The organism is Paenibacillus kribbensis (assembly GCF_001705305.1).
GTDB classification, from domain to species: Bacteria; Bacillota; Bacilli; order Paenibacillales; family Paenibacillaceae; genus Paenibacillus; species Paenibacillus kribbensis_B.
The window spans coordinates 251,641-277,702 of sequence record NZ_MCBP01000001.1; the positions used below are offsets into that span (position 1 = coordinate 251,641).

At 47.0% G+C, this 26,062-nt stretch carries 24 protein-coding genes; all 24 read right to left on the bottom strand.

Going from position 1 to position 26,062, the window contains the following annotated elements; all coding sequences use genetic code 11:
* Positions 1 to 50: 50 nt before the first annotated feature.
* A complete protein-coding gene (locus BAZ21_RS01105) occupies positions 51 to 1,067 on the bottom strand; it encodes a dipeptidase (RefSeq protein ID WP_068496285.1) in 1,017 nt (338 codons plus the stop codon).
* Positions 1,068 to 1,186: 119 nt separating this feature from the next.
* On the bottom strand, positions 1,187 to 1,447 hold the full coding sequence (locus BAZ21_RS01110) for a stage V sporulation protein S (protein ID WP_007430104.1): 261 nt from the start codon (positions 1,445 to 1,447) through the stop codon (positions 1,187 to 1,189).
* 129 nt (positions 1,448 to 1,576) lie between these two features.
* Positions 1,577 to 2,371 carry a TIGR00282 family metallophosphoesterase gene (locus tag BAZ21_RS01115; protein WP_068496286.1) on the bottom strand — a complete coding sequence of 265 codons (795 nt, stop codon included), beginning with the start codon at positions 2,369 to 2,371 and terminating at the stop codon, positions 1,577 to 1,579.
* 76 nt (positions 2,372 to 2,447) lie between these two features.
* The gene (rny, locus tag BAZ21_RS01120; RefSeq protein ID WP_007430102.1) at positions 2,448 to 3,992 is read right to left on the bottom strand and encodes a ribonuclease Y; all 1,545 of its coding nucleotides are present in this window, start codon (positions 3,990 to 3,992) and stop codon (positions 2,448 to 2,450) included.
* Positions 3,993 to 4,366: 374 nt separating this feature from the next.
* Complete coding sequence (locus BAZ21_RS01125) at positions 4,367 to 5,116, bottom strand: regulatory protein RecX (protein ID WP_068496288.1); 750 nt, start codon at positions 5,114 to 5,116, stop codon at positions 4,367 to 4,369.
* Between the two features lie 213 nt (positions 5,117 to 5,329).
* Positions 5,330 to 6,391, bottom strand: coding sequence for a recombinase RecA (gene recA, locus BAZ21_RS01130; RefSeq protein ID WP_068496290.1), 1,062 nt, complete (start codon positions 6,389 to 6,391; stop codon positions 5,330 to 5,332).
* 236 nt (positions 6,392 to 6,627) lie between these two features.
* Positions 6,628 to 7,899 carry a competence/damage-inducible protein A gene (locus tag BAZ21_RS01135; protein ID WP_068496292.1) on the bottom strand — a complete coding sequence of 424 codons (1,272 nt, stop codon included), beginning with the start codon at positions 7,897 to 7,899 and terminating at the stop codon, positions 6,628 to 6,630.
* Positions 7,900 to 7,995: 96 nt separating this feature from the next.
* Positions 7,996 to 8,583, bottom strand: coding sequence for a CDP-diacylglycerol--glycerol-3-phosphate 3-phosphatidyltransferase (gene pgsA, locus BAZ21_RS01140; RefSeq protein WP_068496294.1), 588 nt, complete (start codon positions 8,581 to 8,583; stop codon positions 7,996 to 7,998).
* 209 nt (positions 8,584 to 8,792) lie between these two features.
* Positions 8,793 to 9,284 carry a YajQ family cyclic di-GMP-binding protein gene (locus BAZ21_RS01145; RefSeq protein ID WP_007430096.1) on the bottom strand — a complete coding sequence of 164 codons (492 nt, stop codon included), beginning with the start codon at positions 9,282 to 9,284 and terminating at the stop codon, positions 8,793 to 8,795.
* 146 nt (positions 9,285 to 9,430) lie between these two features.
* Complete coding sequence (locus tag BAZ21_RS28370) at positions 9,431 to 9,595, bottom strand: DUF4175 domain-containing protein (RefSeq protein ID WP_141694930.1); 165 nt, start codon at positions 9,593 to 9,595, stop codon at positions 9,431 to 9,433.
* Positions 9,596 to 9,678: 83 nt separating this feature from the next.
* A complete protein-coding gene (locus BAZ21_RS01150) occupies positions 9,679 to 10,776 on the bottom strand; it encodes a RodZ domain-containing protein (RefSeq protein WP_068496296.1) in 1,098 nt (365 codons plus the stop codon).
* A gap of 30 nt (positions 10,777 to 10,806) precedes the next feature.
* On the bottom strand, positions 10,807 to 11,553 hold the full coding sequence (locus BAZ21_RS01155) for a DUF3388 domain-containing protein (protein ID WP_176718087.1): 747 nt from the start codon (positions 11,551 to 11,553) through the stop codon (positions 10,807 to 10,809).
* A 267-nt stretch (positions 11,554 to 11,820) separates the two neighbouring features.
* The gene (locus BAZ21_RS01160) at positions 11,821 to 12,075 is read right to left on the bottom strand and encodes a DUF3243 domain-containing protein (protein ID WP_007430092.1); all 255 of its coding nucleotides are present in this window, start codon (positions 12,073 to 12,075) and stop codon (positions 11,821 to 11,823) included.
* Positions 12,076 to 12,178: 103 nt separating this feature from the next.
* Complete coding sequence (ymfI, locus tag BAZ21_RS01165; protein ID WP_068496298.1) at positions 12,179 to 12,946, bottom strand: elongation factor P 5-aminopentanone reductase; 768 nt, start codon at positions 12,944 to 12,946, stop codon at positions 12,179 to 12,181.
* Positions 12,947 to 12,966: 20 nt separating this feature from the next.
* The gene (gene yfmH, locus BAZ21_RS01170) at positions 12,967 to 14,247 is read right to left on the bottom strand and encodes an EF-P 5-aminopentanol modification-associated protein YfmH (RefSeq protein ID WP_068496300.1); all 1,281 of its coding nucleotides are present in this window, start codon (positions 14,245 to 14,247) and stop codon (positions 12,967 to 12,969) included.
* 3 nt (positions 14,248 to 14,250) lie between these two features.
* Positions 14,251 to 15,531: an EF-P 5-aminopentanol modification-associated protein YfmF gene (gene yfmF / locus BAZ21_RS01175; protein WP_068496302.1), complete on the bottom strand. Its 1,281-nt coding sequence runs from the start codon at positions 15,529 to 15,531 to the stop codon at positions 14,251 to 14,253.
* Between the two features lie 159 nt (positions 15,532 to 15,690).
* Positions 15,691 to 16,533 (bottom strand): spore cortex-lytic enzyme, encoded by an 843-nt coding sequence (sleB, locus tag BAZ21_RS01180; RefSeq protein ID WP_068496304.1) that lies wholly within the window; start codon positions 16,531 to 16,533, stop codon positions 15,691 to 15,693.
* Between the two features lie 227 nt (positions 16,534 to 16,760).
* Complete coding sequence (locus BAZ21_RS01185) at positions 16,761 to 19,427, bottom strand: FtsK/SpoIIIE family DNA translocase (protein ID WP_068496306.1); 2,667 nt, start codon at positions 19,425 to 19,427, stop codon at positions 16,761 to 16,763.
* Positions 19,428 to 19,530: 103 nt separating this feature from the next.
* Positions 19,531 to 19,743 carry a YlzJ-like family protein gene (locus BAZ21_RS01190; protein WP_068496308.1) on the bottom strand — a complete coding sequence of 71 codons (213 nt, stop codon included), beginning with the start codon at positions 19,741 to 19,743 and terminating at the stop codon, positions 19,531 to 19,533.
* Positions 19,740 to 20,588 (bottom strand): ClpP family protease, encoded by an 849-nt coding sequence (locus tag BAZ21_RS01195; RefSeq protein WP_068496310.1) that lies wholly within the window; start codon positions 20,586 to 20,588, stop codon positions 19,740 to 19,742. The genes BAZ21_RS01190 and BAZ21_RS01195 overlap by 4 nt, the downstream gene beginning before the upstream one ends.
* A gap of 228 nt (positions 20,589 to 20,816) precedes the next feature.
* A complete protein-coding gene (locus BAZ21_RS01200) occupies positions 20,817 to 22,496 on the bottom strand; it encodes a ribonuclease J (RefSeq protein WP_068496312.1) in 1,680 nt (559 codons plus the stop codon).
* 288 nt (positions 22,497 to 22,784) lie between these two features.
* Positions 22,785 to 23,666 (bottom strand): 4-hydroxy-tetrahydrodipicolinate synthase, encoded by an 882-nt coding sequence (dapA, locus tag BAZ21_RS01205; protein WP_068496314.1) that lies wholly within the window; start codon positions 23,664 to 23,666, stop codon positions 22,785 to 22,787.
* A 40-nt stretch (positions 23,667 to 23,706) separates the two neighbouring features.
* Entirely contained in the window at positions 23,707 to 24,924 is a 1,218-nt protein-coding gene (gene dapG, locus BAZ21_RS01210) for an aspartate kinase (RefSeq protein ID WP_068496315.1), read from the bottom strand.
* Positions 24,925 to 24,960: 36 nt separating this feature from the next.
* Positions 24,961 to 25,998 carry an aspartate-semialdehyde dehydrogenase gene (locus BAZ21_RS01215; RefSeq protein ID WP_068496317.1) on the bottom strand — a complete coding sequence of 346 codons (1,038 nt, stop codon included), beginning with the start codon at positions 25,996 to 25,998 and terminating at the stop codon, positions 24,961 to 24,963.
* Positions 25,999 to 26,062 lie beyond the last annotated feature (64 nt).

Sequence of the window (26,062 nt, forward strand, 5' to 3'; positions counted from 1 at the left end):
AAGAAAGAAAAGGAAAGCGCACAAAGTTCCCTTTTTTGACATAAGAGCATTCAAAAAGACCTTTTAGAGGGCAGATTGGTTTGCAAATAATGAAGCGCATGACCTCCCAACCAGCCCGTGACCAGTTCCTCAGGATAATGCTTTAATAGCAATTCTGCAAACTCGGGATATTTCCCCGGATGCTCCAATCCCTGTACATGGCGCTCGATACCGTCAAAATCAGAGCCGAACATCATATGCCGTGCACCGCCTAAGGCACAAATATGCTCAATATGCGGTAGCAGATCCTCAGCGGTTACTGTACCCTGCTCCTTGATAAACATCGTGACAAAAGTCAAACCGATTCGTCCGTCACATGCGATCAACGCCCGAATCTGATCATCCCGCAAATTGCGTGGATGTGAGCAAACGGCAAAAGCGTTCGAATGCGAGGCGATTGGCGGTAAAGTTCCCTCCTCCAGTACCTCCCAGAATCCTTGTACGGACAAATGCGATACATCTAGCAGCAGCCCCAGCTCATTGGAGCGCTTAACCAGCTCACGCCCTTTACGTGTCAGGCCGCCCCCTCTTGGCTCCATAATGCCATCAGCCGCCCAATTTGCATAATTCCACGTCAGTCCAATGAGCCGTATTCCCATGGCATAGCACAGTTCCGCATACAACGGATTCCCTTCCAGCGCGTCTGCTCCCTCCAGTGAGAGAAGAGCCCAAGGTGAGTCGGTTTGATCCGCCCCGTTGCCGTCCAAATGCTTCAGCTTTTCTGCCTGTTCGTCTTGTTCTACCAAATCTTCCCGCCACAGCAAGGGCCTCAGCCCACCTGAGGAAGATACCACATGCTGCCTGAACAGCTCAATTTGACGAACTATATGCTCAAATCTTGGCGTGCCCAATACCTGTGAAATATATATCGCAAACGTTTGCAGCCGCACATTTCCTTCCAGCAAGCGCTCTTTTGTGACATCAAGCGATGGATGACTGAAATCCACCTGCGAATCAAGCTGCATTTTACACAGCACATCACAATGGAAGTCAACAACTGGCCGTTTTGCATTTAACTTACCGTTCATGCACATTACCTCCTTCATAGCTTGAAGCACGAAATGTATTTAAAAAATCTTATCGCAAAGAAGCATAAAGCAAAAAACCCGTTTACGCAGCGTAAACAGGCTCAGTCAACTTCCATTTATTATCTTGGCTCTACAATCAGTTTGATTGCGGTCCGGTCTTCTCCATCAATAACAATGTCTGTAAAGGCAGGAATACAAATCAAATCCACTCCGCTTGGTGCGACAAATCCCCGGGCAATGGCTACCGCTTTAATGGCTTGGTTTAGTGCACCGGCTCCAATCGCCTGCAATTCTGCATTTCCGCGTTCACGCAGTACTCCTGCAAGCGCGCCTGCAACTGAATTGGGATTGGATTTTGCTGATACTTTTAATACATCCATAGTAAGTACCTCCCCTGGGAATGATGATGGTTTGATTCCACTATTAGATGTTATTCGAGGGCCAGCAAAAAATTCCTGCTTTTTGGTGACAGTTTTCCATATTGTTTCCTTAAGTAGTTTGTAAAAAAGTTAATCCATGCGCCATTCATCTTCTTTAAGTCTGATTTTCTGAATTTTGCGGGCTTTTCCATTGTCATCATCCAACTCTACGCTGATGGCATGAAAGTGCCATTTGCCCATGTCCACTTGAAAACGTACCGGAAGCTGAGTCTTGAATTTCTGCAGCACAGCCTCTTTTTGCATACCAAGCACTCCCTCATAGGGACCCACCATTCCCGCATCTGTCTGATACGCAGTTCCTTGCGGCAAAATGGTATCATCATTACTCTGTACATGTGTGTGTGTACCTACCACAATAGAAGCACGTCCATCCAGATGCCAGCCCATAGCGATCTTTTCCGAGGTTGCTTCAGCATGAAAATCGACCAGAATATGCTTGTGTTTTTTGCGCAGCTCATCTACAATTTCATCGGCTGCACGAAATGGGCAATCAATAGCTGGCAAAAAGGTTCTGCCCTGCAAATTAACGATTGCCAGCTCTTTCCCTCCACCCTTTACAACGGTGTAACCCCGTCCCGGTGTTCCCGGTGGAAAGTTGGCCGGGCGTATAATACGCGGCTCATCATCTATAAAATCAAATATTTCCTTATTGTCCCATGTATGATTTCCCATCGTAATCCCATGAACGCCCCAATCAAAAAACTCCCTGGCGATGGCTGGGGTAATCCCTCTTCCCGAAGCCGCATTTTCTCCATTGACAATAATAATATGCGGGTTGTATTTTGACTTTAACGAAGGAAGATTTTCCCTCAGTGCCTTTCTGCCTACACTGCCGACGATGTCTCCAATAAATAATACGTTGATAGAAAGCCCTCCCTAGTCTGCCTTACATAATGAAAAGTGGCCCTACAAGCAGCGGCCACTTTTCATTGAAATGCTTTTATTTTGCGTATTCTACCGCGCGGGTCTCGCGAATGACGGTAACCTTGATATGACCAGGATAGTCCAGTTCATTTTCAATCGTTTTCGTTATATCGCGGGCCAGTCGGAATGCTTCCGCATCATCAATTTTCTCTGGCTGTACCATGACACGAACTTCGCGTCCGGCTTGAATCGCGTATGATTTTTCAACGCCTTCAAAAGACTCGGAGATACGTTCCAGCTTCTCAAGACGACGGATGTACGTCTCTAGCGTTTCACGCCGCGCTCCCGGTCTTGCAGCTGACAGAGCATCTGCTGCTCCGACCAGCATGGCGATCACTGAAGTCGCTTCGCAGTCGCCGTGATGTGAAGCAATGCTGTTGATGACGACCGGGTGTTCCTTGTACTTCTTCGCCAGTTCCACGCCAATTTCAACGTGTGATCCTTCCACTTCGTGATCCAGCGCCTTCCCGATGTCATGCAGCAATCCTGCCCGTCTTGCCAGTACAACGTCCTCGCCCAGTTCCCCGGCCATCAGACCTGTCAAGTATGCAACTTCCATCGAGTGCTTCAACACGTTCTGTCCGTAGCTCGTACGGAACTTGAGACGTCCCAAAATTTTGATTAAATCCGGATGCAGACTATGCACACCCACCTCGAAGGTAGCCTGTTCGCCATACTCGCGGATTCGTTCGTCCACTTCTTTACGGGATTTTTCAACCATCTCTTCAATACGTGCCGGATGTATCCGTCCGTCCGCTACGAGCTTCTCAAGCGCAGTACGCGCAATCTCTCTACGAATCGGATCAAATCCGGACAAAATAACAGCTTCCGGCGTATCATCAATAATGAGGTCAATTCCCGTAAGGGTTTCAAGTGCACGGATATTACGGCCTTCGCGCCCGATAATCCGGCCCTTCATTTCTTCGTTCGGCAACGTAACAACAGAAACCGTCGTTTCTGCTACATGGTCTGCCGCACAGCGTTGGATGGCCAGTGTGATGATTTCACGAGACTTTTTGTCCGCCTCTTCTTTAGCCTGCTGTTCAATTTCCTTAATCATCTGAGCTGTTTCATGACGAACTTCCTGCTCTACGTTGGTCAGAATAATACTTCTTGCATCCTCCATCGTCAGATTGGAAATACGCTCCAGCTCAGTTACCTGGCTCTTGTAAATCAAATCAATTTGCTGCTGGGTTTCATCGATTCGTTTCTCTTTGTTGGCCACTTGTTCTTCTTTACGTTCCAGCGATTCCAATTTTTTATCCAGCGATTCTTCTTTTTGCAGCAATCTTCGTTCCTGTCGTTGAATTTCATTGCGACGTTCACGAGTTTCTTTTTCAGCTTCGGCACGGATGCGGTGGATTTCATCTTTCGCTTCCAGTACCGTTTCCTTCTTCAGTGCTTCCGCCTCTTTTTTCGCGTTCTCCACGATTTGCGCGGCAGCTTCTTCCGCACTGGAGATCTTAGCTTCTGCAATAGATTTGCGAATAAAATAACCAATCCAGAACCCAAAGAATAACGCGGCTACAGCAACGAGAACGAACCAGATCGCAGTCATCATACTGTTCACCTCCCCGTTGGTTCCTCCAAGGCATTCCTTGGGACTTTTTGCAGTTGTCATATTTACTTTAATCGTCAAACTAAGATAACGACACGAGGTCGTTTCATTTCATATGCACATGCTCTCACATGTACAATTCCGCCTGGCATAGCGGCATCACTTGTTATTTGGCGATGAGAACTTACCGTGGATTCCGCTTTTTTGGAAGGAAAAAGGGCATTCCACAAGTATCGTTTCATATATATTTTATTATTTGACAAATGGCATTGTCAAGGGAATGCAAACTTTAGTAGGCTACCGTGTAGTTTCCATGTAATAACCTGCTCGCCCTGCCCGATCAGATCACCAACCAATGAATGACCGACATTTAACAACTATTCATCCCACTGCGATAATTCCTCATCGTCATAAGCTCCGTTCTGCTCAGACGCAGTGAGATGATTGACTACTCGACGTGTCATGTCACCCGAGTATCCGCGTCTCATGAGAAAAGGATACGTTTTCCGTTTTTTCTCCATCACGTCACCGCGTACCTGTTCCCACTTCTTACGTCCGATTACCAAAGCACTTTCCCATTCCTCGTTATCAGTGATCTCTTCTAAAGCTTCCCCGATAGAGGCTTTAGAGATGCCCTTCTGACGAAGTTCCTGCCTAACCCACATCTTACCCTTACGTTGACTCGTTATACGCTGCCTGGCCCACTGACGGGCGTACAAATCATCATCCACGAGTCGTTCCCTTTCAAGTCGCATCAACACTTCATCTATAACAGCCTGACCCAGTTCCTTTTGCACCAATCGCTGCGCAATTTCCTGACGTGTACGTGGCTTTCGACCCAAATAATAGAGCGCATATACGTAACCCTGCTGCTTTTCATCTACCAGAACGATATCTTCCAGTTCTTTTTTGTCGAACAACGTTCCTTTAAACATATTGTATTTGATCATTACATCTTCCAACACGGACAGTGAATATGGGCCGAAATGAATGATGTATCTTCCACGTTTGCGTCCCTGTCCCTGCTCCACCTTGGTAATCATCAACTCTTCGTTATCCGGAAAATGAGAAATTCCTTGCTGCTCATTTTGTTCCGAGGTAAATTCATCTTTATCGTGCAATTGCAATGTGCTTCCCTCACTTTGAAATTCACGAAAGCAGGTTGAGAGCGCCTGCCACGCAAAAGTTAGATTCCTGCTGACAGAAAACAGACTGTGTTCGATGCAAAAATGCCCTGCACAACTGTGCAGGGCATCAGAATTATGCTATTCAAACGGACTGTGCCATAATCACCAGCCTACAGTTCACATGACAGAACAGAAACCAAGATTCAGCTAAGCTTATTCAAGCTCTAGCAGTTCCTGTTCTTCCTTGGCTTCCTGCGCCAACTCTTCTTCTGTCGGTGGCACAACCGTCGTAATTAAATTACTGGCCACCCGAATTTTTTGCTCGATTGTACTAGCAATGTTCGGATTTTCCTTCAAAAATTGCTTCGCATTCTCGCGTCCCTGACCAAGGCGCTCGCCTTCGTAGGAATACCAGGCTCCGCTCTTGTCGACAATATCATGCTCCGTACCGATGTCGATCAAGCTACCTTCTTTGGAAATGCCCTCACCGTACATAATGTCCACTTCGGCCTGACGGAAAGGAGGAGCCACTTTATTTTTCACGACTTTAATACGTGTGCGGTTACCCACGATGTCGTTACCCATTTTCAAGCTTTCAATACGGCGAACATCCAGACGTACCGTTGAGTAAAACTTCAATGCACGTCCACCTGGTGTGGTTTCAGGGTTACCGAACATAACACCTACTTTTTCACGCAGCTGGTTAATAAAGATAGCAATGGTTTTCGATTTATTAATGGCTCCAGACAGCTTACGCAATGCCTGCGACATCAAGCGCGCTTGAAGACCAACGTGGGAATCCCCCATTTCGCCTTCAATCTCTGCCTTCGGCACAAGTGCCGCTACAGAGTCAATGACAATAATGTCTACTGCTCCACTACGTACAAGAGCCTCGGCAATCTCAAGTGCCTGCTCTCCTGTATCTGGTTGCGATAGTAACAACTCATCAATATTGACACCCAGCTTGCTCGCATACGACGGATCAAGCGCATGCTCGGCATCGATAAAGGCGGCTTGTCCGCCTGTTTTTTGCACCTCTGCGATAGCATGAAGAGCTACTGTCGTTTTACCGGATGATTCCGGTCCATATACTTCAATAATCCGGCCTCTTGGAAAGCCGCCCGTTCCTAACGCAATATCCAAAGCAATTGAACCACTGGGGATCGTTTCCACTTGCATGTGAGTGGACTCACCCAACTTCATAATGGAACCTTTACCGAATTGCTTTTCTATTTGACGGAGCGCCATATCCAGCGCAGCACGACGATCTGACAATAAACTCACATCCTTCATTGTTTGTACTTTAATAATACCTTGTTTTGACACGCTTGCCAAGCATTTTTTCGAACATACATTCGTTTTTTTACTCAGTCGGTTCTCTACTATAATTGCATCCGTCTCTTAAAATAAAAAAAGAACCGTAGGCAAAAGGCTTTGCAACGGTTCTTCCGATAAGATCATTATATCATGAATAGTCTATCAAAAACAACTCTACGATTCGTACCTCTACATCATGAAGAGAGCTTCTCGTTCTCCATCAATCTGCGCCACAATCTGTATAGGATTGCTTTGACAGATCGCAGACGGATTGCTTCACGGTTTCCACTCAGATTCAGCTCATATACTTCCGTTTCCTTGTCGCGTTCAGCAATGCCGATGTATACCAGGCCTACAGGCTTGCGTTCGGAAAATCCAGGTCCGGCTACACCTGTGACTGAAAGTCCGAAATCGCTGTCCACAACCATTCTTGCCTGCTCCGCAAGCACAAGGGCCACTTCCTTACTCACTGCGCCGGGTGCATGATCCCCTTCCAAATAATCATGAGGAACGTTAAGCAGCTTCATTTTCATTTCATTGGAATAACACACGATGCCACCTTGAAACATAACAGAGCTCCCCGGTACGGCAGTAATGTGTTCCATCAGCATCCCGCCTGTGCAGCTTTCCGCAGCACTAACCGTTAGCCCTCGCTTGGACATCAGGTCCACGATGACCTTCTCCAGCGTAACATCCTCGCTTGCATACATGTGTTCGGAAAGGCGTTGTTGAATTTCCGCTTCCGTAGCCGTCAGCTTGATTAAGGCTTCGCTTTCACTAGCCGCCTTGGTGGATATGCGGATCGTGACTTCCCCTTCTTTGGCATAAGGAGCAATAGTCGGGTCTGTCTGAGACTGAATCAGATCTAGAAGCCGGGTTTCCAGCGCGGACTCACCAATCCCTGCAAATTTTAGCATTTTCGAATAAATCGGCATTTCCTTACCGCTTAATGCCTGCTGAAGCAGCCAAGGCTTCGCTTGATTTTCAAACATCGGTTTAAGTTCCTTGGGAGGACCAGGTAAAACTACATAAAATTTACCCTCCTGCGCAATGGCGTCGCCTATAGCCAATCCTGTCTCGTTTTCAAGCGGGGTAGACCCTTCAATAGAAAGCGCCTGACGGCGGTTATTCTCGGTCATTACTACCCCACGGTTGCGGAAAAACTGTTCGAGCTTGTCCATGGCAAGACGATCTATATGCAATTTCCGCCCCAGCACAGCAGCTATCGCATCTTTCGTCAAATCATCCTGAGTTGGTCCTAGACCACCGGAAAACAAAATAATATCTGCACGCTTCTGAGCCAGTCGTACCGCTTCCTGAAGCCGATCCATGTTATCGCCAACTACGGTCTGAAAATATACATCAATTCCGATTGCGGCCAACTCTTGTGACAAGTATTGAGCATTAGTATTCACGATTTGTCCAAGCAATAATTCTGTTCCTACTGCGATGATTTCAGCCTTCATTGTCTTTTCCTCCTGTACTGCAAATGTTGTGGGAATTATGTAAAGAAACAGCAATAAGTATTGTCCCTATTGCTGTTTCCATTAAAATTTATCCTGTTAAACTTTGGAGGAACTCAGCAAATGGATATTCTTCACAAAGTAATCTATACCCGAATAAATGGTAACCAGCGCAGCCGCCCACATCGTTATTAAATCGAACGGAATACCCAGAAAAACAAACGGGAAATTATTAATGAGCAGCGCTACAATAGCAACAATCTGAATGATCGTCTTTAATTTGCCCCAGTTGCTTGCAGCGACCACAGAACCGTCCAGCAAGGCAATCTGACGCAGACCCGTAACCGCGAACTCACGGCTAACAATCACAACGACAATCCACGAATCAATCTTGCCCATTTCTACTAAAGAAACCAAAATAGCGGTTACCAAAAGCTTATCAGCAAGAGGGTCCAACAGCTTGCCCAAATTGGTGACCATGTTATTTTTACGGGCCAAGTATCCGTCAAGACCATCCGTGCTGGCTGCTATGAGGAAAATGATAGCCGCAATCAGCTGATTATACGGCAAGTTGAAAGCTCCGATCTCAATCGGCGGCGGATAAAAATCAAAGTCCACCAGCAAAGCCAGCATCATCACCGGAATTAGGCAAATCCGCGTAATTGTAATTCTGTTGGGTAAATTCACAACACACTCTCCCCTGATTATCGTACTTGATCACAAATGGCAGTTTTCGGATTGAATTCAATCCGATGTAAATCGCTTCCGACAAGCGCTATACACCTGAATTGCCTGCATTTTCGTTACAAGTATAATATGGTGCAAAACGCATGTCAAAATAACCTGCCCACATCAAGCAACGTTTTTTCCTACACAAAGCATGAGGGAAAACGGCTTTATTTCATGTTCGTAAATTGAAGCTCCAATGGCAAATCAGCTTTACGCAGCAATTGAATGATCGCCTGTAAATCATCCCTGCTTTTTCCCGTTACGCGAATTTGATCACCTTGAATCTGACTTTTCACTTTTAGCTTGGAGTCCCGAATAAGAATGTTGATTTTTTTGGCATTATCCTGATCAATCCCCTGCTTGAGCGTAAGGCGCTGGCGTACTGAACCTAAAGAAGCTGGTTCCAGCTTGCCAAACTCCACATTTTTAAGAGACAATCCCCGCTTGACCATTTTGGATTGTAAAATATCAATCACCGCATTCAGCTTGTATTCGTCTTCCGATGCAATCGTAAGAGCTTCTTTCTCAAGCTTTAGGCTGCTTTTACTCCCCTTGAAATCAAACCGTGTTTCAATTTCACGCTCCGTCTGATGAACTGCATTCGTTAACTCCTGCATATCCATTTTGGAGACGATATCAAATGAATTTTCTGAAGCCATCGTTTCACTTCCCTTTCCACAACAAAGTTCAATATCTAATTATAGGCTAGTCATTTACAAAAATCCAATAATCCGCTCACTAAAAAGGCGCTCTTGCCAGTTTCTCTGACAAAAACGCCTTTATTTCATTCCACCATTCAACATGTCTAATTGTGGATGCGGGTTGGAGTTCGGAACATATCCAAAACTCCAAGCAAAATGTGAGCAAGACCAAAGCCCAGTATGCCATAGCCCCAAGCACTCGGTGTGAGATAATAGCCAAGCAAACTGACAATGATTCCGAGCCCGGTCACAATCCAGCTTACGGTCATAACGTATACACCTCACTTTGCGGAAATAAAATGACTGGCATCCCAAGAATTACAATCATTAGTATTTACTCGCACGAAGATGTTTATTCGCCGTTCGTAGTTGTAGAGTCTGTACCACTTTGCGTAGAATCCGTATTGCTGCCTGTCGTCGAATCTGTAGGTGAACCCGTCACCCCGGCACTTGTTCCGGTAGAAGAAGGTTCTCCTTGCTGTATCAGTACACGAGTAGTCGATTTGTTATCGGTTATCGGCTGGCCAGCTACAGAAATGTCTGTGGCAGAAGATCGTCCTGATTTGATATATAAACCTTCCGGACCAATATCAAAAGACATGGCGTCCCCGCTTTTAGTCATACCATAGCTCAGCTTTTCACCACGGGAGTTTTGTCCCTTGTACACCTCAAGCCAGCTTTCACCCGTTGCTTTAATATCAACCTTGACCGTGGCCCCAGTCGAACTGGAGACTTTGAAAATCGTCGTTTTGCCTTGCTTGCCGTCCTGTGCCACAGTTACACCTTGTTGTGGCGCAGTTGTATTCGGCTGCTGGCTATTGTCAGGTGAAGTTCCATCAGGAGTAACTGTTCCCGTACCACCTGGCTGAGTCTGTCCCGTTTGTCCTGTATCAGTAGTTTGCCCGCCGCCACCGTTAGGAGCCGTCGGTTGGCTATTATTATCCGGTTGGGTTGTTGTTGTGTCCTGTGGTTGCGGCGTAGTTCCGCCCTTCGTAGTATCAGGAGCAGACGAGCTTGGTGTTGTGACCGGTGTTGTGTTTTCTGCTGTTTTTGGAGCTGAATGATTGTTACTCACCCAATAAGCATAAATAACCCCAACAATGAGAACTAGAAAAAGCCACATTAACGCGGTAGGCAACCATTTAAGATTCCCAATTGTAGCGGGACGGCTAGAGCGTTTCTGTGTGACAGGCTCCATGACCGCTTCCGGTTCAGGTTCAGGTACATTGCTTTGATGTCCTTCCAAAATCTCATCGGGATTTAAACCGACCGTTTCGGCGTACGTTTTAATAAAAGCTCTGACATAAAAGCTTCCCGGCAGCACTTTGTAATCGCCCGTCTCAATGGCTTCCAGATAACGTTTGCGTATCTTCGTCATTTCCTGAACATCGTCAAGGCTCAATCCTTTTTGCAGCCGGGCCTCCTTTAATTGCTGACCCAGTTCTGACATGTCATCATCTCCTTGTATAATTACGCTTATTTAAAGCTCTTCTGTATAACTGGCTGTAAAGGTATCATAGATAATTTCCTCAGCCGGATTATTGCGAAGTTCAATAATGATATTAAAATCGTCAAAGCTGTATCCCGATTCACGCACAAATACGTCAGGATGCTCGATCACTTTGGTGCTTGGCATGCTCATAATTTCCTGAAGCAAGTGATAATGTCTTTCATTGGATCGAATTGTACTCACAATCCCGTCAATAATAAACACGTTGTTCGGGTTCATTTCCTCCTCGGAAAGCTGACTACGCACCGTCTGACGCAGAAGCGTCGAGGATACAAAAGTCCAGCGCTTCATGGCGCATACGCTACTGGCAATAATAGATTCCGTTTTACCTACACGTGGCATTCCGCGAAGGCCAATGACCTGATTGCCGTCCCTCTTTAATACTTCACCCAAAAAATCGACCAGCAACCCAAGCTCATCGCGAGTAAAGCGAAATGTTTTACGATCGTCCGAATCCCGGTCAATGTAACGACCATGTCTTACTGCCAATATATCGACCAGTCTCGGAGCACGCAAGGCCGTGACAGTAATGTTGCTGGCCTTTTTCAACGTATCTCCGAGAATGCGTATTTTCTCATCGTCATCCGTTTCCAGCAACATTCCCCGTCTTTCGCCTTCAACACCATTGATCGTTAATATATTAACCCCCAGAACACCAAGCATGGAAGCAATGTCCCCCAGCAGTCCGGGCCGATTTTTATGTATCTTGTACTCCATGTACCACTGTTTCATTTCCTCCGTCACATTAGCACCTCATTCACATTCAAACCGCCAAAAATACCAAATCAAAGCATTATTGTATCATAAAATAACATCATTCGACAAAACCAATTATTGAGACCTGAAAGGTCATTATTGAGTTGTATGTTTCAATAATGATTCAATCACGTTTATGATATATAAATTACAATGGAATTACAAGAACAGGTCTGTAACCATTACAGAAAAGCCCCCCAAAAGGGAGCTTTTCATGTGAATTCCTGCTTATGTGCTGCTTTTGGCTAATTTGACCATTAGCCGGGCGATGGTGTGACGCTCACTTTCATCGGCAACTCCCCACAGTTCTTTCAGTGCACGGTTGGAATGGTTGGCTGGGTCAACCTTTTCATCCAGAAAATCGCCGATTTCATAAGCAAGCTCTGAAATGGTATCCTGACTGATGCCCAGCTTCTCCGCTTGCTCCACACGCTGACCGAGGAACTTTTTCCAAACATCAAAATCCTTAACGACTGTTGACATGCTTAAATCCTCCTTAGATGATTCAGATTTAAAATCAACAGTTGTAATATTCTCTTCTCAGACGCTTACTATACTGGTGGATTCCTCCAAGCACGGCTTCCCCTTAAGTCACCCATCCCCCATTAGGACTTATGACCTGACCGTTAATATAGCCTGACTCAGGAAGTGCGAGAAAATATACCAGGGACGAAATTTCATCAGGCCGAGCCAACCGCCCGGCAGGAATTGCCTCTTCCAAACTGGTAATTTCCCCCTCATCCAAATGATCCAGCATCGATGTATCCACTGCGCCCGGAGCTACAGCATTTACCGTCACCCCGGAAGGTGCAACCTCTTGAGCCAGCGCTTTCGTGAAAGCGTTAATGCCTCCTTTGGTGGTGGAGTATAGCACCTCGCATGAAGCACCACATATCCCCCACACGGATGACACATTTACAATGCGGCCATAGCGTTGAGAAATCATATAAGGCATAAAAGCCTGCGAGCACAAAAAGGTCCCCTTAACGTTGACGGCCATCACTTCGTCCCATTCCTCTTCCGATACATCCGATAGCAGTCCATAATGAGATAATCCAGCATTATTCACTAGAATATCCGGCCTCATTCCGTGATTTTCAAGCTTTTCCCGCATACGCTCAATCTGCTCCTTGCTGCGCAGATCCGCAGACACGGTCATCACCTTGCCTGAATAAACCATACAACGACGGGCAACTTCATTCGCTTTTTCATGGGACTTCATGTAGTGAATGACTACATTCATCCCTACAGATGCAAACCGCTCGGCAATCGCCGCCCCAATCCCCCCACTCGCTCCTGTAATCAGCACTGTCGTATCGCCAATGGCTTTTAATGCTCCGTTCTTGGTGGTCATCGGTTCCCTCTCCCTGGACATTACGGACTCACCACCAAAGATATTGCTAATTGATCCCATTGGATATGATCTTTCAGGCGCCGATTTACATCCTCTAGCGTAATACTTTCATAGATCGGCAACAGTTGGAAGAAATCACTGCCCCGAAAGCGATGCCTTGTAAATTCGTGCGCAATATTTTCGGGTGAGTTGAGCGTACGCAAATAACCGCCGATTTTCTTTTTACGGGCTCTTTCAAAATGCTCTGCCGCAAAACCCTGCTTCTGGATAGACTCAACCTCTTCACGTATTCGTGCCAACAATCGATCCGGGTCTTTGGTATCCCCACCGATGGCAGAGAAAGCATACTGTGGCGTAGAGTTATACTCATGACCAAAACTGTCTGAAATCAAATCCTCATCGTAAAGCTTTTGATACAGCTGAGTGCTGGAACCGAAAAGGAGATCAAGCATCAGCTTGGTTTCCAGATCATGACGGAGCAATTCCTCACCCGTCAGACCTACCTTGGCCTCCTTGAATCCGAACAGCAACTTCGGCAGGGAAACCGCCAGCTTCACCTCACGGCGCGGTTCTGCAACCGTGGCAGGCTCCTCATCAAAAATCCGCTCGATCTCTCCCTGCGGCTTATAGTCCTTTTTCGCCTGATTATTACGCACCAGTTCTATCACTTCCGCCGGGTCCACCCCGCCGACCACAAAAAGAATCATGTTGCTCGGGTGATAAAAAGCTTCATAGCAGCTATACAGCGTTTCCTTTGTAATCGTGCTGATGGATTGAACGGTACCTGCAATATCAATGTGCACCGGATGGACTTTGTATAGCGCTTCAATCAGACCAAAGTAGCTCCGCCAGTCCGGGTTATCCCCATACATATTGATTTCCTGGCCGATAATGCCTTTTTCCTTCTCTACATTTTCATCCGTAAAGTAAGGATGCTGCACAAAATTTACAAGAGTAGTCAAGTTTTCCTGAATGCGTTCGGTTGCAGAAAACAGATATACGGTCTGATCAAAGCTCGTAAATGCGTTTGCAGAGGCCCCATTCGAAGAAAAGGTAGCAAAAATATCGCCCTCAGGCTCTTCAAACATTTTATGCTCCAAAAAATGAGCGATCCCATCCGGTACCTTGATCGGTTGTTGACCTTCCACACGGAAATGATTATCGACTGAGCCATATTTTGTTGCAAATGTGGCGTATGTCTTCTGAAAACCCGGTTTGGGCAACACATAGACGTGCAAGCCGTTATCCATCACTTCAAAGTACAACGTTTCCTGCACATGCTCATAAACGATGCGCTCCACCCGCTATTCCCCCTTCTGGTCTCTCAAGAAATAAATAGTGTCCAGTCGGAACGTCCGGGCGGCATCCTGAACATCCTGCACCTTGACAGCCTCCACCTGGCTCAGCAGCTCATCTACCGTCCGCTCTTTGCCGGAAAGCTGTCTGTTAAAATCGTAGGCAATCATTTCAAAAGCGGAATCCTGCATTTCCTTTAGCAAGTTGCGAATCATTGCCTGCGTTTGGGTCATTTCCAGTTCGGTAATCGCTCCATTTTGCGTATCTTCCAATTGCTTGCGAATAATAGTGACCGCTTTTTCGTAATTGGGAATTTCAATACCGGATTGAATCGTGCCAATGCCCTTATGACCGTCATACCGCGATGAGGCGTAATAGGCCAAGCTTTCCTTCTCACGCACATTGACGAACAGCTTTGAATGCGGATATCCGCCCAAAATTCCATTATACATCAGCGCAGAAGCATAACGATCATCGCCATACGTAATAGGAGTACGCAGGCCCATATTCAGCTTACCCTGATTCACATCAAGCCGCTCTACTACCGTTTGAACATCGCGCTCCACCGACTTGAGCTGCTCGGGAACATATCCCGTTTCCGCTGAACGGTTTAACTGAAAATAACGATCAACATACTTCTCGACTTCATCCAGCGTTGTATCCCCCACAACGTATAAATCCATGCTGGCCTGATTTAGCCATTGTCCATAAGCCTGATATAATCCCTGTGCATCTATGTTTTCCAAATCAGAGCGTTGGCCGAGGGGGTGCAGACGATAAGGCTCATCTTTACACATTTCCTCCATGCAGCGCTCTGCGGCATAACGCATTTTATCGTTAACTATAGATTCCAGCTTCTTTCGTACATTTTCTCGTTCCTGCTGAACATATCCAGTTCGAAAAGCACCATTTTCCAGGGCTGGTTTTGTCAACACTTCTCCGAGAAAAGCAAACGAACGATCCAACAAGCTGTCCGAGCTGTTTACAAAGCTGTCATTGATCGTATCCATGCGAAATTGCACGATCTGATAATCTCCGCGCTTATAAACATCGAATCCAAAGCCCGCCCCATACAATTGCTCCAATTGTTCTCTGAATTGTGTAGTCTGCGGATATGATTCTGTACCCCGCCGCAGTACGAATGGTGTCAGTCCCACTCGGGTTACGGTTTCCTCTCGTAGCGGAGTACCTACATACAATGATATGGCAAACGTCTTAAAGCGTTTGGTCGGCAGCACATGAATCCTTAATTGCCTGCGCGTGCCACGCTCGAAACCTGTTTTGTTCAAGTCCAAAACTCCTTTGTGGCGTCAATTTCGTCCAGCCTTTTGTTAGCATAGACCGTTGTGAATCATTCTCCTGTAAAGAGGTAAAGTGTGCCAATCTTTATTCTAACCATGCAAAAGCCAAGAAGCAACCGGAGACAAGTTTCCGGCTGCTTCGGCGGTTTACATGCAGAAAATATGCTCACCAATCGTCTTCACCTGCGGACGGCTCCAAATCCATTTGGAGGTGGCTGTTTTCGGATTAAAATAATAGAGACAACCTCCGCTTGGGTCCCAGCCGTTCAATGCCTGGCGTACTGCTTTTTGTGCAGTTTCATTTGGCGTGAGCCAGATTTGACCATCAGCTACAGCTGTAAAGGCTCCGGGTTGAAAAATTACCCCAGACGGTGTGTTTGGAAAACTGGGGGATTTGACCCGATTCAAAATAACAGCCGCCACGGCCACTTGACCTTCAAACGGCTCGCCACGGGATTCACCATAGACCGCATTGGCCATAATTTTAAGATCATTTTCAGATAGTCCCATCGTGTTGGCCGATCCCATCGTTTCATCATTTTGATCGTTATTGGCCGTCGTCTGTCCCTTTGCAGAGCCTTGGTTGTTACGGTGCAAAGGAGTTTCCGTCGGCTTCCAGTGAGGAGTAGCGTTGACAAGCTTCAACTTAGTTTTTGCTCCGACCACTCCATCCGGAGTCATGCCAAACTCCTTTTGAAACCCCTTGACAGCCTTTAATGTACTGCTACCAAATTGGCTGTCCACTTGAGCGCCGAAAAAGCCCAGTAGCTTCAATCGTGATTGCAACTCATATACATCCTGACCGTAAGAACCAAAATTAATCGCTTCTGAGCTAAATGTCGGCTGGGAAGGCTGTGCAGCTTGTACTTTCTGTTGTGTGCTCAGCGGCTCTGCTTGATGCTGTGCAGATTCATTTTTTAAAAGCCCTGTGTACGTAATAGCCGAGGCTACGAGAATACCCGTGCAAATCCAGACCATTGTCTTTTTCATATGCTGTGATCTACCTTTCTTTTGTGGGATTAACAGGATGGCTACGTTTATTATGACAAGCTCCGCTCGAAGCTATTCACCCTTTTAATCTTCTTTCAGCAGACAGCCGCAGCACCTGAAAAAACAGCAAAAAAAAACGCTGTCTGTACGGATGAAGTTGCCATATTGAAGCAACCATCCAAGCGTACAAACAGCGATTTCATGTAGTTCTGGATAAAAGTTAATGATCAGGAGCTAACTTTATTTTGCTGATATTGCTCTATTGAGATAAGTACCTCCCGAGGCTTGCTGCCCTCGTAAGGGCCAATCACGCCGCGAGCCTCCATGGAGTCAATCAGTCGGGCAGCACGTGTATAACCGATCCTCATCCGGCGCTGAAGGAGAGATACGGAGGCCTGCTTGGCTTCCAAAATGATGGTAACGGCCTGATCATACAGCTCATCCAGCATTTCATCCGCATCAGCCGATACCTCTTCCACCTCAGGCACCAGCGTTTCATCATACTGTGCTTCACCCTGCTCACGCACGTAGTTAACAATATTCTCCACTTCCTGATCACTCATGAACGCCCCCTGAACGCGAACCGGCTTGGAGGCACCCATCGGCATGAACAGCATATCACCACGTCCAAGCAGCTTCTCAGCTCCCCCCATGTCCAGTATGGTACGGGAATCCACCTGCGAAGAAACACCGAAGGCAATACGTGAAGGAATGTTGGCTTTAATAACTCCGGTGATAACGTCAACCGAAGGTCTCTGCGTAGCAATGATCAGATGAATGCCTGCAGCACGCGCCATTTGGGCAAGCCGGGCAATCGCATCCTCCACATCTCCGGCAGCTACCATCATCAGATCCGCCAGCTCGTCGACAATAACGACAATGTAAGGCAGAAATGCAGCCGGATTGTCTTTCATCAGATTGTTATAGCCTTCAACATTGCGTGTTCCTGATTTGGAAAATAACTCGTAGCGTTTTTCCATTTCAACTACGATTTTTTTCAAAGCAAGCGAGGCACGCTTCGGATCGGTCACGACTGGAGCCAACAAATGCGGAATTCCGTTGTACACATTCAACTCCACCATTTTAGGATCGACCATTAGGAATTTGACCTGATCTGGCTTCGCTTTATACAAAATGCTTGTAATAATCCCATTAATACACACCGATTTACCTGAACCCGTTGCTCCGGCTACAAGCAAATGGGGCATCTTGGCTAAATTACCAACAATCGTCTGACCTGCAATATCACGTCCAAATGCAATAGATAAATTGGAAGCAGACTCCTGGAAAACGGTCGTCTCCATGACCTCTCGCATCGTTACGATAGAAACTTCATTATTTGGAACCTCAATTCCGATAGCAGATTTGCCAGGAATCGGAGCCTCCATACGGATATCTTTTGCAGCAAGCGCAAGCGCAATGTCATCCGTCAAGCTTACAATACGGCTGACCTTCACACCAATGTCCGGCTGAATTTCATAACGCGTTACGGCAGGTCCACGGACAACCTCCAGCACCTTTGCCCGCACACCAAAGCTTTCCAGCGTTGCCTCCAGCTTGCGTGCCGTTTGCATGTAATCCTTTTGCCCCATACCCTTGCCCGCGTTTTGCGGTTTGGCAAGCAAACGAAACGACGGAAGCTTATACGGTCTAGGCGGCGGTGGAGCAGGCATGGCTGCATCGGCACCTTCAGTCCCGACACCTGTTAATCCGGTTGCAGTCGTCTGAGCTTGTCCTTCAATACCTTCTGTTGTGCTATGAGCCGCCGATGCATTATCCATATCTGTGTTTACCGCAGCATCCGTGAAGTTATCATCCAGCGGCTCATCATAGACAGAATCCGACTGCTCTGCCTCTGCCACAGACTCCTCAGCTTCTGATCTTCTTTCCTCATGCTTCACCTGTTCAAAGAAATCCCGAATAATCGGCGACCTTTTCACCGGAGTTGAAGCTTCTTCCCCAGCGTGCTCGACCACATCAGACAACTCTTCCCCCTGGTTTACGTTTCTCCACTGGGGTTGTGCGGCCTCAGCACCATATGGAAGCTCATGATCTTCCTCATCCATAGGGGCGGAATGCTCTTCCTTGTCCGCTTTATCAGATTTTTTGAGACCAAACAACTGAAAGAAGATCGGCTGCTTGCGTGCCGGAGGCTGCATTTCTTCAAAGTCATCATCCATATCCTCCTCATAAGCAGGAATGGGCTCGGACTTGACTTTTCTATTGCCTCTGTCAGATGCGGAAAGTGGAGTCGCTTTACCAATCCACTTTTTTCGCACGCTTCCCCCTGCTGTCAGTAGCTTGGTCCGTACAATCCGTACCAAATCCACATAAGACAGCTGGGTTAACAGCATGAAGCAAATAATAAACATGACAATCATAATCAGCTTGGCTCCTGTAATCCCGAACAGCCACAACAGAACGGTAAGCTGCAATGCGCCGACGTACCCGCCGCTAATATCCTTGTTCAACATGGAGGTATGGCCTACCTTGTCAGGCGACAGCAACTGCTCACGCATATCTATATGTATTTGGCTCATCACTCCGCCCGGTTGAAGCGCGTTAATCGGCCCCAAACGCTGCTCCATCGATGAAATAGAACTCATAAGTGTAAAGGCGAATACCAGTAACAGCAATCCCGTTTTACGTGAGTTCCACTGGTTCGGCCATTTACGGTGAATCATCACCATCAGACCGTAATAAATACCAATCAGAGGGATTGCAAAATAGAATTTTCCCAGTACAAGCCCGAACATCTTGGATAGCGACCGGCCAACCGCCGCCTCACCCGATAGCGCAATGACCGCCAATGTAATCAGCACAATGCCGTAAATTTCAAATTTTAGAACTCCGCCAAACACAGCCTTCTTTTTCTTTTTTCTTCTTCTGGACATACAAGGTCACCCCCCAGAAGAATATTATACCACGTCACCGGGTATCCGCACATATGTTCTTTTTCAGCAATAAATGACCTATTTTCGTGTTATTCGACACCTTCTACGACCACTCGATGACTTGCCCTGGCTCATAGCGCGGATTCAGGTAGGCTTCCAGCGGGCAGTCCAACAATCGTACAATGATTCCCCGACGACTTTCGAGCGGCTGCACCTGCATAAGCAAACCGTCCACCCGAACCTCTGCAAACCCCTCTGGCTCCTTCCACATACCTTCCCACACCATTTCCATTGGCATTACCGTATATAAGGTCATTGGGGCAGCTCCCCGCTATGCTCACCTGAAGTTGTCCCTGTGGGGCTGTCAGTAGCATTGGGTGAAAAAGGAGCAAACGGAGTCTGCTGCTGATTCCCTGCCATCCCGCTTTGCTGACGGCGTGTTTCAATGATGGTGTTCAACTGTTTCAGTGCCTCTCCGATGCCGCCAACCGCATCCATCAACCCATATTTTACTGCATCGGCTCCACCCACTGCTGTACCAATATCGCGGTTTAATTCACCCGTTTTGAACATCAGTTCCTTGAACTTTTCTTCAGTGATCCGGGAATGGGAAACAACAAAACGCACGACGCGTTCCTGCATTTTCTCCATATATTCAAACGTTTGCGGGACTCCGATGACCAGGCCGCTCATACGAATGGGGTGAATGGTCATTGTCGCACTCTCGGCAATATAGGAATAAGTGGATGATACAGCAATAGGGACACCAATGCTATGCCCTCCGCCAATGACGATAGTCACTGTTGGCTTACTCATCGAAGCGATCATTTCAGCAATAGCCAGCCCAGCTTCTACATCACCACCAACAGTATTCAGCAATATCATTAATCCTTCGATCCGTGGGTTTTGCTCTGCCGCTACCAGTTGGGGAATGATGTGCTCATACTTGGTCGTTTTGTTTTGAGGCGGTAAAATGAGATGTCCTTCAATTTGTCCGATAATCGTCATGCAGAAAATATTGGATTCGCTTCCGGGCATGGAGGTTTGCCCCAACTGCTGTATGGCCTCCATAGCAGGTAAAGCGGGTCTTTGTCCAACTTCGGGTTGATCCGGCGCTTCTGTTTCCTCGTTGCCAGATGATAGGTTGCTGTATTGTTCCATATGGGTGATCTTCCTTTCGCTTTACGCATCTATGTGACCCGTATTCACCCTATAGTATGGGATGGGAATGGAATATTTTATACCCGCCCCCATGCCTTTCCTCAGCAGAAAAAGTCAAAAAAGCCTCTCCACCCGCGGAAACCGTCCAATATTTCCTGCGGGAGAGAGGCGACTGTGTGCCTGTGACTTAAGTTTTTAATTCAGGTTTTCCAACAAATTTCAATTGACTCACACTTCCATTATAATTGGCAGGATCATCGGTCTGCGACGAGTTTGCTCGTACAAGAAGCGACCCAGCGCATCCTTGACATTTGTCTTGAGGGAAGCCCATTCATTTACATTTTCACTCATGAGCTTATGCAATGTACTTGAGACAATACGATTGGCCTCATCCAGCAAGCCTTCCGATTCGCGGACATATACGAAACCACGGGAAATGATATCCGGTCCCGATTTGATCGTGCCGTCTTGCTTGCTCAGCGTTACAACAACCACCAGAATACCGTCCTGTGACAGCAACTTGCGGTCACGCAATACGATATTCCCTACATCCCCTACACCCAGTCCGTCGATTAGCACGTTGCCTGCTGTAACTTTACCAGCTCTGCGCGCTCCGCCGTTCTGAATTTCAATGACTTCACCGATGTCTGTGATGAAGATGTTCTCAGGCTCTACACCTACTCCTTCAGCAAGCAGAGCATGACGACGTTGCATTCTAAACTCACCGTGAATTGGCAAGAAGAATTTGGGTTTCATCAGGTTCAGCATCAGCTTGAGTTCTTCCTGGCTTCCGTGTCCAGAAACGTGGATCCCCGGATTAGCTGCGCTGTAATATACATTGGCACCTAAACGGAACAATTCGTCAATCGTGCGACCCACATATTTTTCATTACCAGGTACCGGAGTAGCTGCGATAATGACCGAATCTCCCGGAAGAATATCCACTTTACGGTGTGTGGAACGAGCCATTCTTGTCAAAGCGGACATGGGCTCACCCTGACTGCCTGTGCAGAGAATAACTACGCGATCTGCTGACATTTTGCCAACTTCTTCAGGCTCGATCAGCATTCCGTCTGGAATTTCCAAATAGCCCAGATCAGAAGCGATTCCTACGACATTCACCATGCTGCGACCGATAACCGTTACTTTACGCCCTGTCGCTTCCGCAGCATTGATAACCTGCTGAATGCGGTGTACGTTGGAAGCAAAAGTTGCTACAACCACACGCTGTCTCGACTTACGGAAAATATCTTCCAGCACGATGCCAACGCTCTTTTCTGAAGGCGTAAAGCCCGGTTTTTCCGCATTGGTGCTGTCTGACAAAAGAGCCAGTACGCCACGTGCGCCGATTTCAGCCATACGCTGTAAATCCGCATAATGTCCGTTAACCGGAGTATGATCAAACTTGAAGTCGCCAGTATGAACAACAGCACCTTCAGGGGTATCAATGCAAACACCTACAGAATCCGGAATACTATGGTTTGTTTTGAAGAATGTTACCTTCAGCGAGGAACCCAGCTTGATTTCGGAATCAGCATTGATTAAAATCCGTTTGGTTTCGCCAAGCAGATTCGCTTCCTTCAGCTTGTTCTCCACCAATCCCAGCGTCAATTTGGTACCATATACAGGTACGTTCAAATGTTTCAGCACGTAAGGCAAACCACCGATATGGTCCTCGTGACCATGAGTCAGCACAATGCCTCTTACCTTGTCGCGGTTCTCTGTAAGGTAGGAAATATCAGGAATAACGATATCAATGCCGAGCATGTCCTCTTCCGGGAATTTCAAGCCGGAGTCCACCACGACAATGTCATTGCCGTATTGAACGACATACATATTTTTCCCGATTTCACCGACGCCGCCCAAAGCGAAAATCATCAATTTATCGTTGTTTGTTTTTTTAGACAAATGAATCTAAACCTCCTATGGTAGTTGGACGTCGTACCTTGATTTGTTTATTTAATTTTCAAAAAAATACCGCACCCAGTCACTTGACCCCATTATACATGATTAAAATACGAAAAAACAAGTCATCCAGTCCGTTACGCTAGGTTTCCCATTGCCGCCTAAAACCATTAGTCCGGTCCATTTATCCAGATGAATGGTTAAAAGCACGACAAAAAGGGCGTTTCATAAGAACGCCCTGCATGCCGAAGTATCTTGTCAGGCCATAAACTCTCACCGCTAGATCTTTAATTACCGAGTAAATAACTTCTTGATAAACTCCGCTTCCTCCTCGGTTGGAGGAATAAGCGGCAACCGAACCGAACCGACCTTAACATTCCGCAATTCCAATGCGTATTTTACAGCGACCGGATTAGGCAGAGGATGAGGACAGCCGAATAAGCCCTTGAACACCGGGAACAGTTGCTGATGCAACTTGGCTGCCTCCTGCGCTCGTCCTTCAACAAGTGCATCGATCATCTGCTTCATTTCTGCGCCAACCACATGGCTGGCTACGCTGATAATACCATATGCGCCTACAGCCATAGCAGGCAATCCGGATGCGTCATCCCCCGAATAAACCACAAAGCCCTCTGGAGCTGCCGCTGCAATCTGTGTAACCTCTGCGAGTGATGCACATTCCTTGGTGCCCACAATGTTAGGGATTTGTGCCAGACGCAGCGTCGTTTCAGCTGTCAGACTCGCTGCAGTACGACTTGGAACATTATACAAGATAACTGGAAGGGAAGTGGAATTCGCAATGCTCTCAAAATGCTGATACATCCCTTCCTGATTCGGTTTGTTATAATAAGGCACTACCAGTAGCACACCGTCTGCTCCTGCCTGCTCCGCAGCACGGGTCAAGTGAATGGAATGACGTGTATTATTGCTTCCGGTTCCGGCAATGATTTTACATCGTCCGGCTGCTTTTTCTACAACAAATGAAAACAGATTGATTTTTTCCTCATCACTCAGAGTAGGGGACTCGCCTGTTGTCCCTGATACGACAAGTGACTCTGAATGTTGTTCTTCTATTAAATAATCAATCAACGAGGACAATGCAGCCCAGTCAATCTCTCCTTGCTGATCAAAAGGTGTCACCATTGCGGTAATCAGTCTGCCGAAGTTCACCATGCTGCCTCCTTTTTTTGCATGTCCAAGCATGGGCATGCGCCTACTGATGGAGTTCGAATTTATTATGCAATGCGCGTACAGCCTGCACCATATCATCTTTTTTTACAAGTACCCAGATGGTCGTGTTGGAATCTGCCGATTGAAGAATCTGTACGTCTGATTCTGCCAATGCCTCTACAATCGTCGCCATAATACCCGGTACCCCGTTGATACCGCCTCCTATGACTGAAACTTTAGCACACCCGGCCAGAATCTTAGGCTCTAGGCCCAAACTGTTCAACACTTCAACCGCTTTGCTTCCATCATGATCGGACACAGTATAAACTGCCCCGGATGGAGTGACATTAATAAAATCAACGCTGATTCCGTGCTCAGCCATAAATTTGAATACTTGCAGCTGCAAATGTTCCAAACCCGGCTTTAATTCTACGGTAATTTGAGTGACGTTGCCGACATACGCAATACCGGTCACGAAGCGGTCTACGATGTCTGCCTCAACGTCCTTAAAGCCTTCTGGGTGTGTAACCAGCGTACCTTCTCCTTCAGAGAAGGTGGAGCGAACACGAACCGGAATATTCGCCTGCATAGCGATTTCAACAGCACGTGGATGGATAACCTTTGCTCCCTGATGAGCCATATTACAAATTTCCGTATAGCTAACATGTGAAAGCGGCTTGGCATTTTCTACAATGCGCGGATCTGCGGTCAATATGCCGTTCACATCCGTATAAATATCAACCATGTCCGCATGTAGAGCAGCACCCAACGCAGTGGCTGAAGTATCACTGCCGCCCCGGCCCAGCGTAGTCATATCACCGGTTGCCGTCTGTCCCTGAAAACCTGTCACAATAACGACCCGGCCCTGGTTTAGCTCTTCCACAATACGATCCGGCTTTATATCCAAAATACGAGCATTGCCGTATTGATCATCCGTAATAAAGCCTGCCTGTGCGCCAGTTAGCACCGTAGCAGGAATACCTTCCTTCTCCATTAGGCTGCATAATGTAGCGGCAGAAATGATTTCACCACAGCACAGCAGTAAATCCCGTTCACGCTTCGGAAGACTGTCGCCGTTAGACGCCGCCCAATCGAGCAGCGTGTCCGTCGCATAAGGCTCTCCTTTCCTCCCCATGGCTGACACAACAACAACCAGTTGAACATTTTGCTCCAGCTCTCGCTTCACATGTCCTAGCACCAGTTGACGCGCTTCAGGTGTGGACAGCGAAGTTCCCCCAAATTTTTGCACTAAAATACCCATCATTCTTCCCCCATCTTACTCCCTGCTTTGGGAACGTTACTCCGCATTTGCAGCAATAATTTCCGCGATTTGCACCGCGTTCCATGCCGCTCCCTTGAGCAGATTGTCGGATACGACCCACAAATTTAATCCACGGCTATTGCCCAAATCACGGCGTACACGTCCTACGAATACATCCGGTTTCCCTGCGGCTTCGGATGCCAGCGGATAGAGCTGGGCAGCAGGATCGTCCACCAGCGTTACCCCTGGTGCTGAAGCAAGCAGATTGCGGATTTCCTCTAAATCATAATCTTCTTTAAGCTCTACATAGACAGATTCCGAGTGACCGTATACGACAGGAATTCGTACACATGTTGCCGTTACGTCTACGGATTCGTCACCCAGTATTTTTTTCGTTTCACGTACCATTTTCATTTCTTCCAGTGTATAACCGTTGTCCTGGAATTTATCGATTTGCGGGATAGCATTGAAAGCAATCTGATGCTTCACCGGCAACGAACCCACCGGCAGCAGGTCAGGCTGAACTTCATCACCGCTAAGAATCGCTGCACTTTGACGATTCAGCTCATCAATGGCACGGCTTCCGGCGCCGGATACTGCCTGATATGTGGATACAATAATACGGGAAATGCCATACTTATCATATAATGGTTTCAAAGCAGCTACCATCTGGATGGTGGAGCAGTTCGGGTTGGCGATGATCCCCTGATGTTCAGCAATTTTGTCACTGTTCACCTCAGGAACTACAAGAGGAGCTGTCGGTTCCATTCGGAATGCGTTCGTGTTGTCAATGCAAACTGCCCCATGACGAACAGCATGTGGTGCCAGTTCCTTACTTACGTCTCCGCCTGCACTAAACAAGGCAATGTCGATTCCTTCAAAGCTGTCGGGGGTAGCGATCTCTACTGGAATTTGCTGACCTTTAAAGCTAATTAACGTGCCGGCAGAACGAGGCGACGAAAGAAATTTAACTTTGTCCACAGGAAAATCTCTTTTTTCCAGCAGATTTACGATTTGTTCTCCTACAGCCCCTGTCGCTCCAACGACAGCTACATTAAACTTTCTATTGCTCATCTGGCTTATCTCCCCTTCTCGACTAAAAAAACCATTTTTTATTCTGAAAGCATCCACCGCCAAC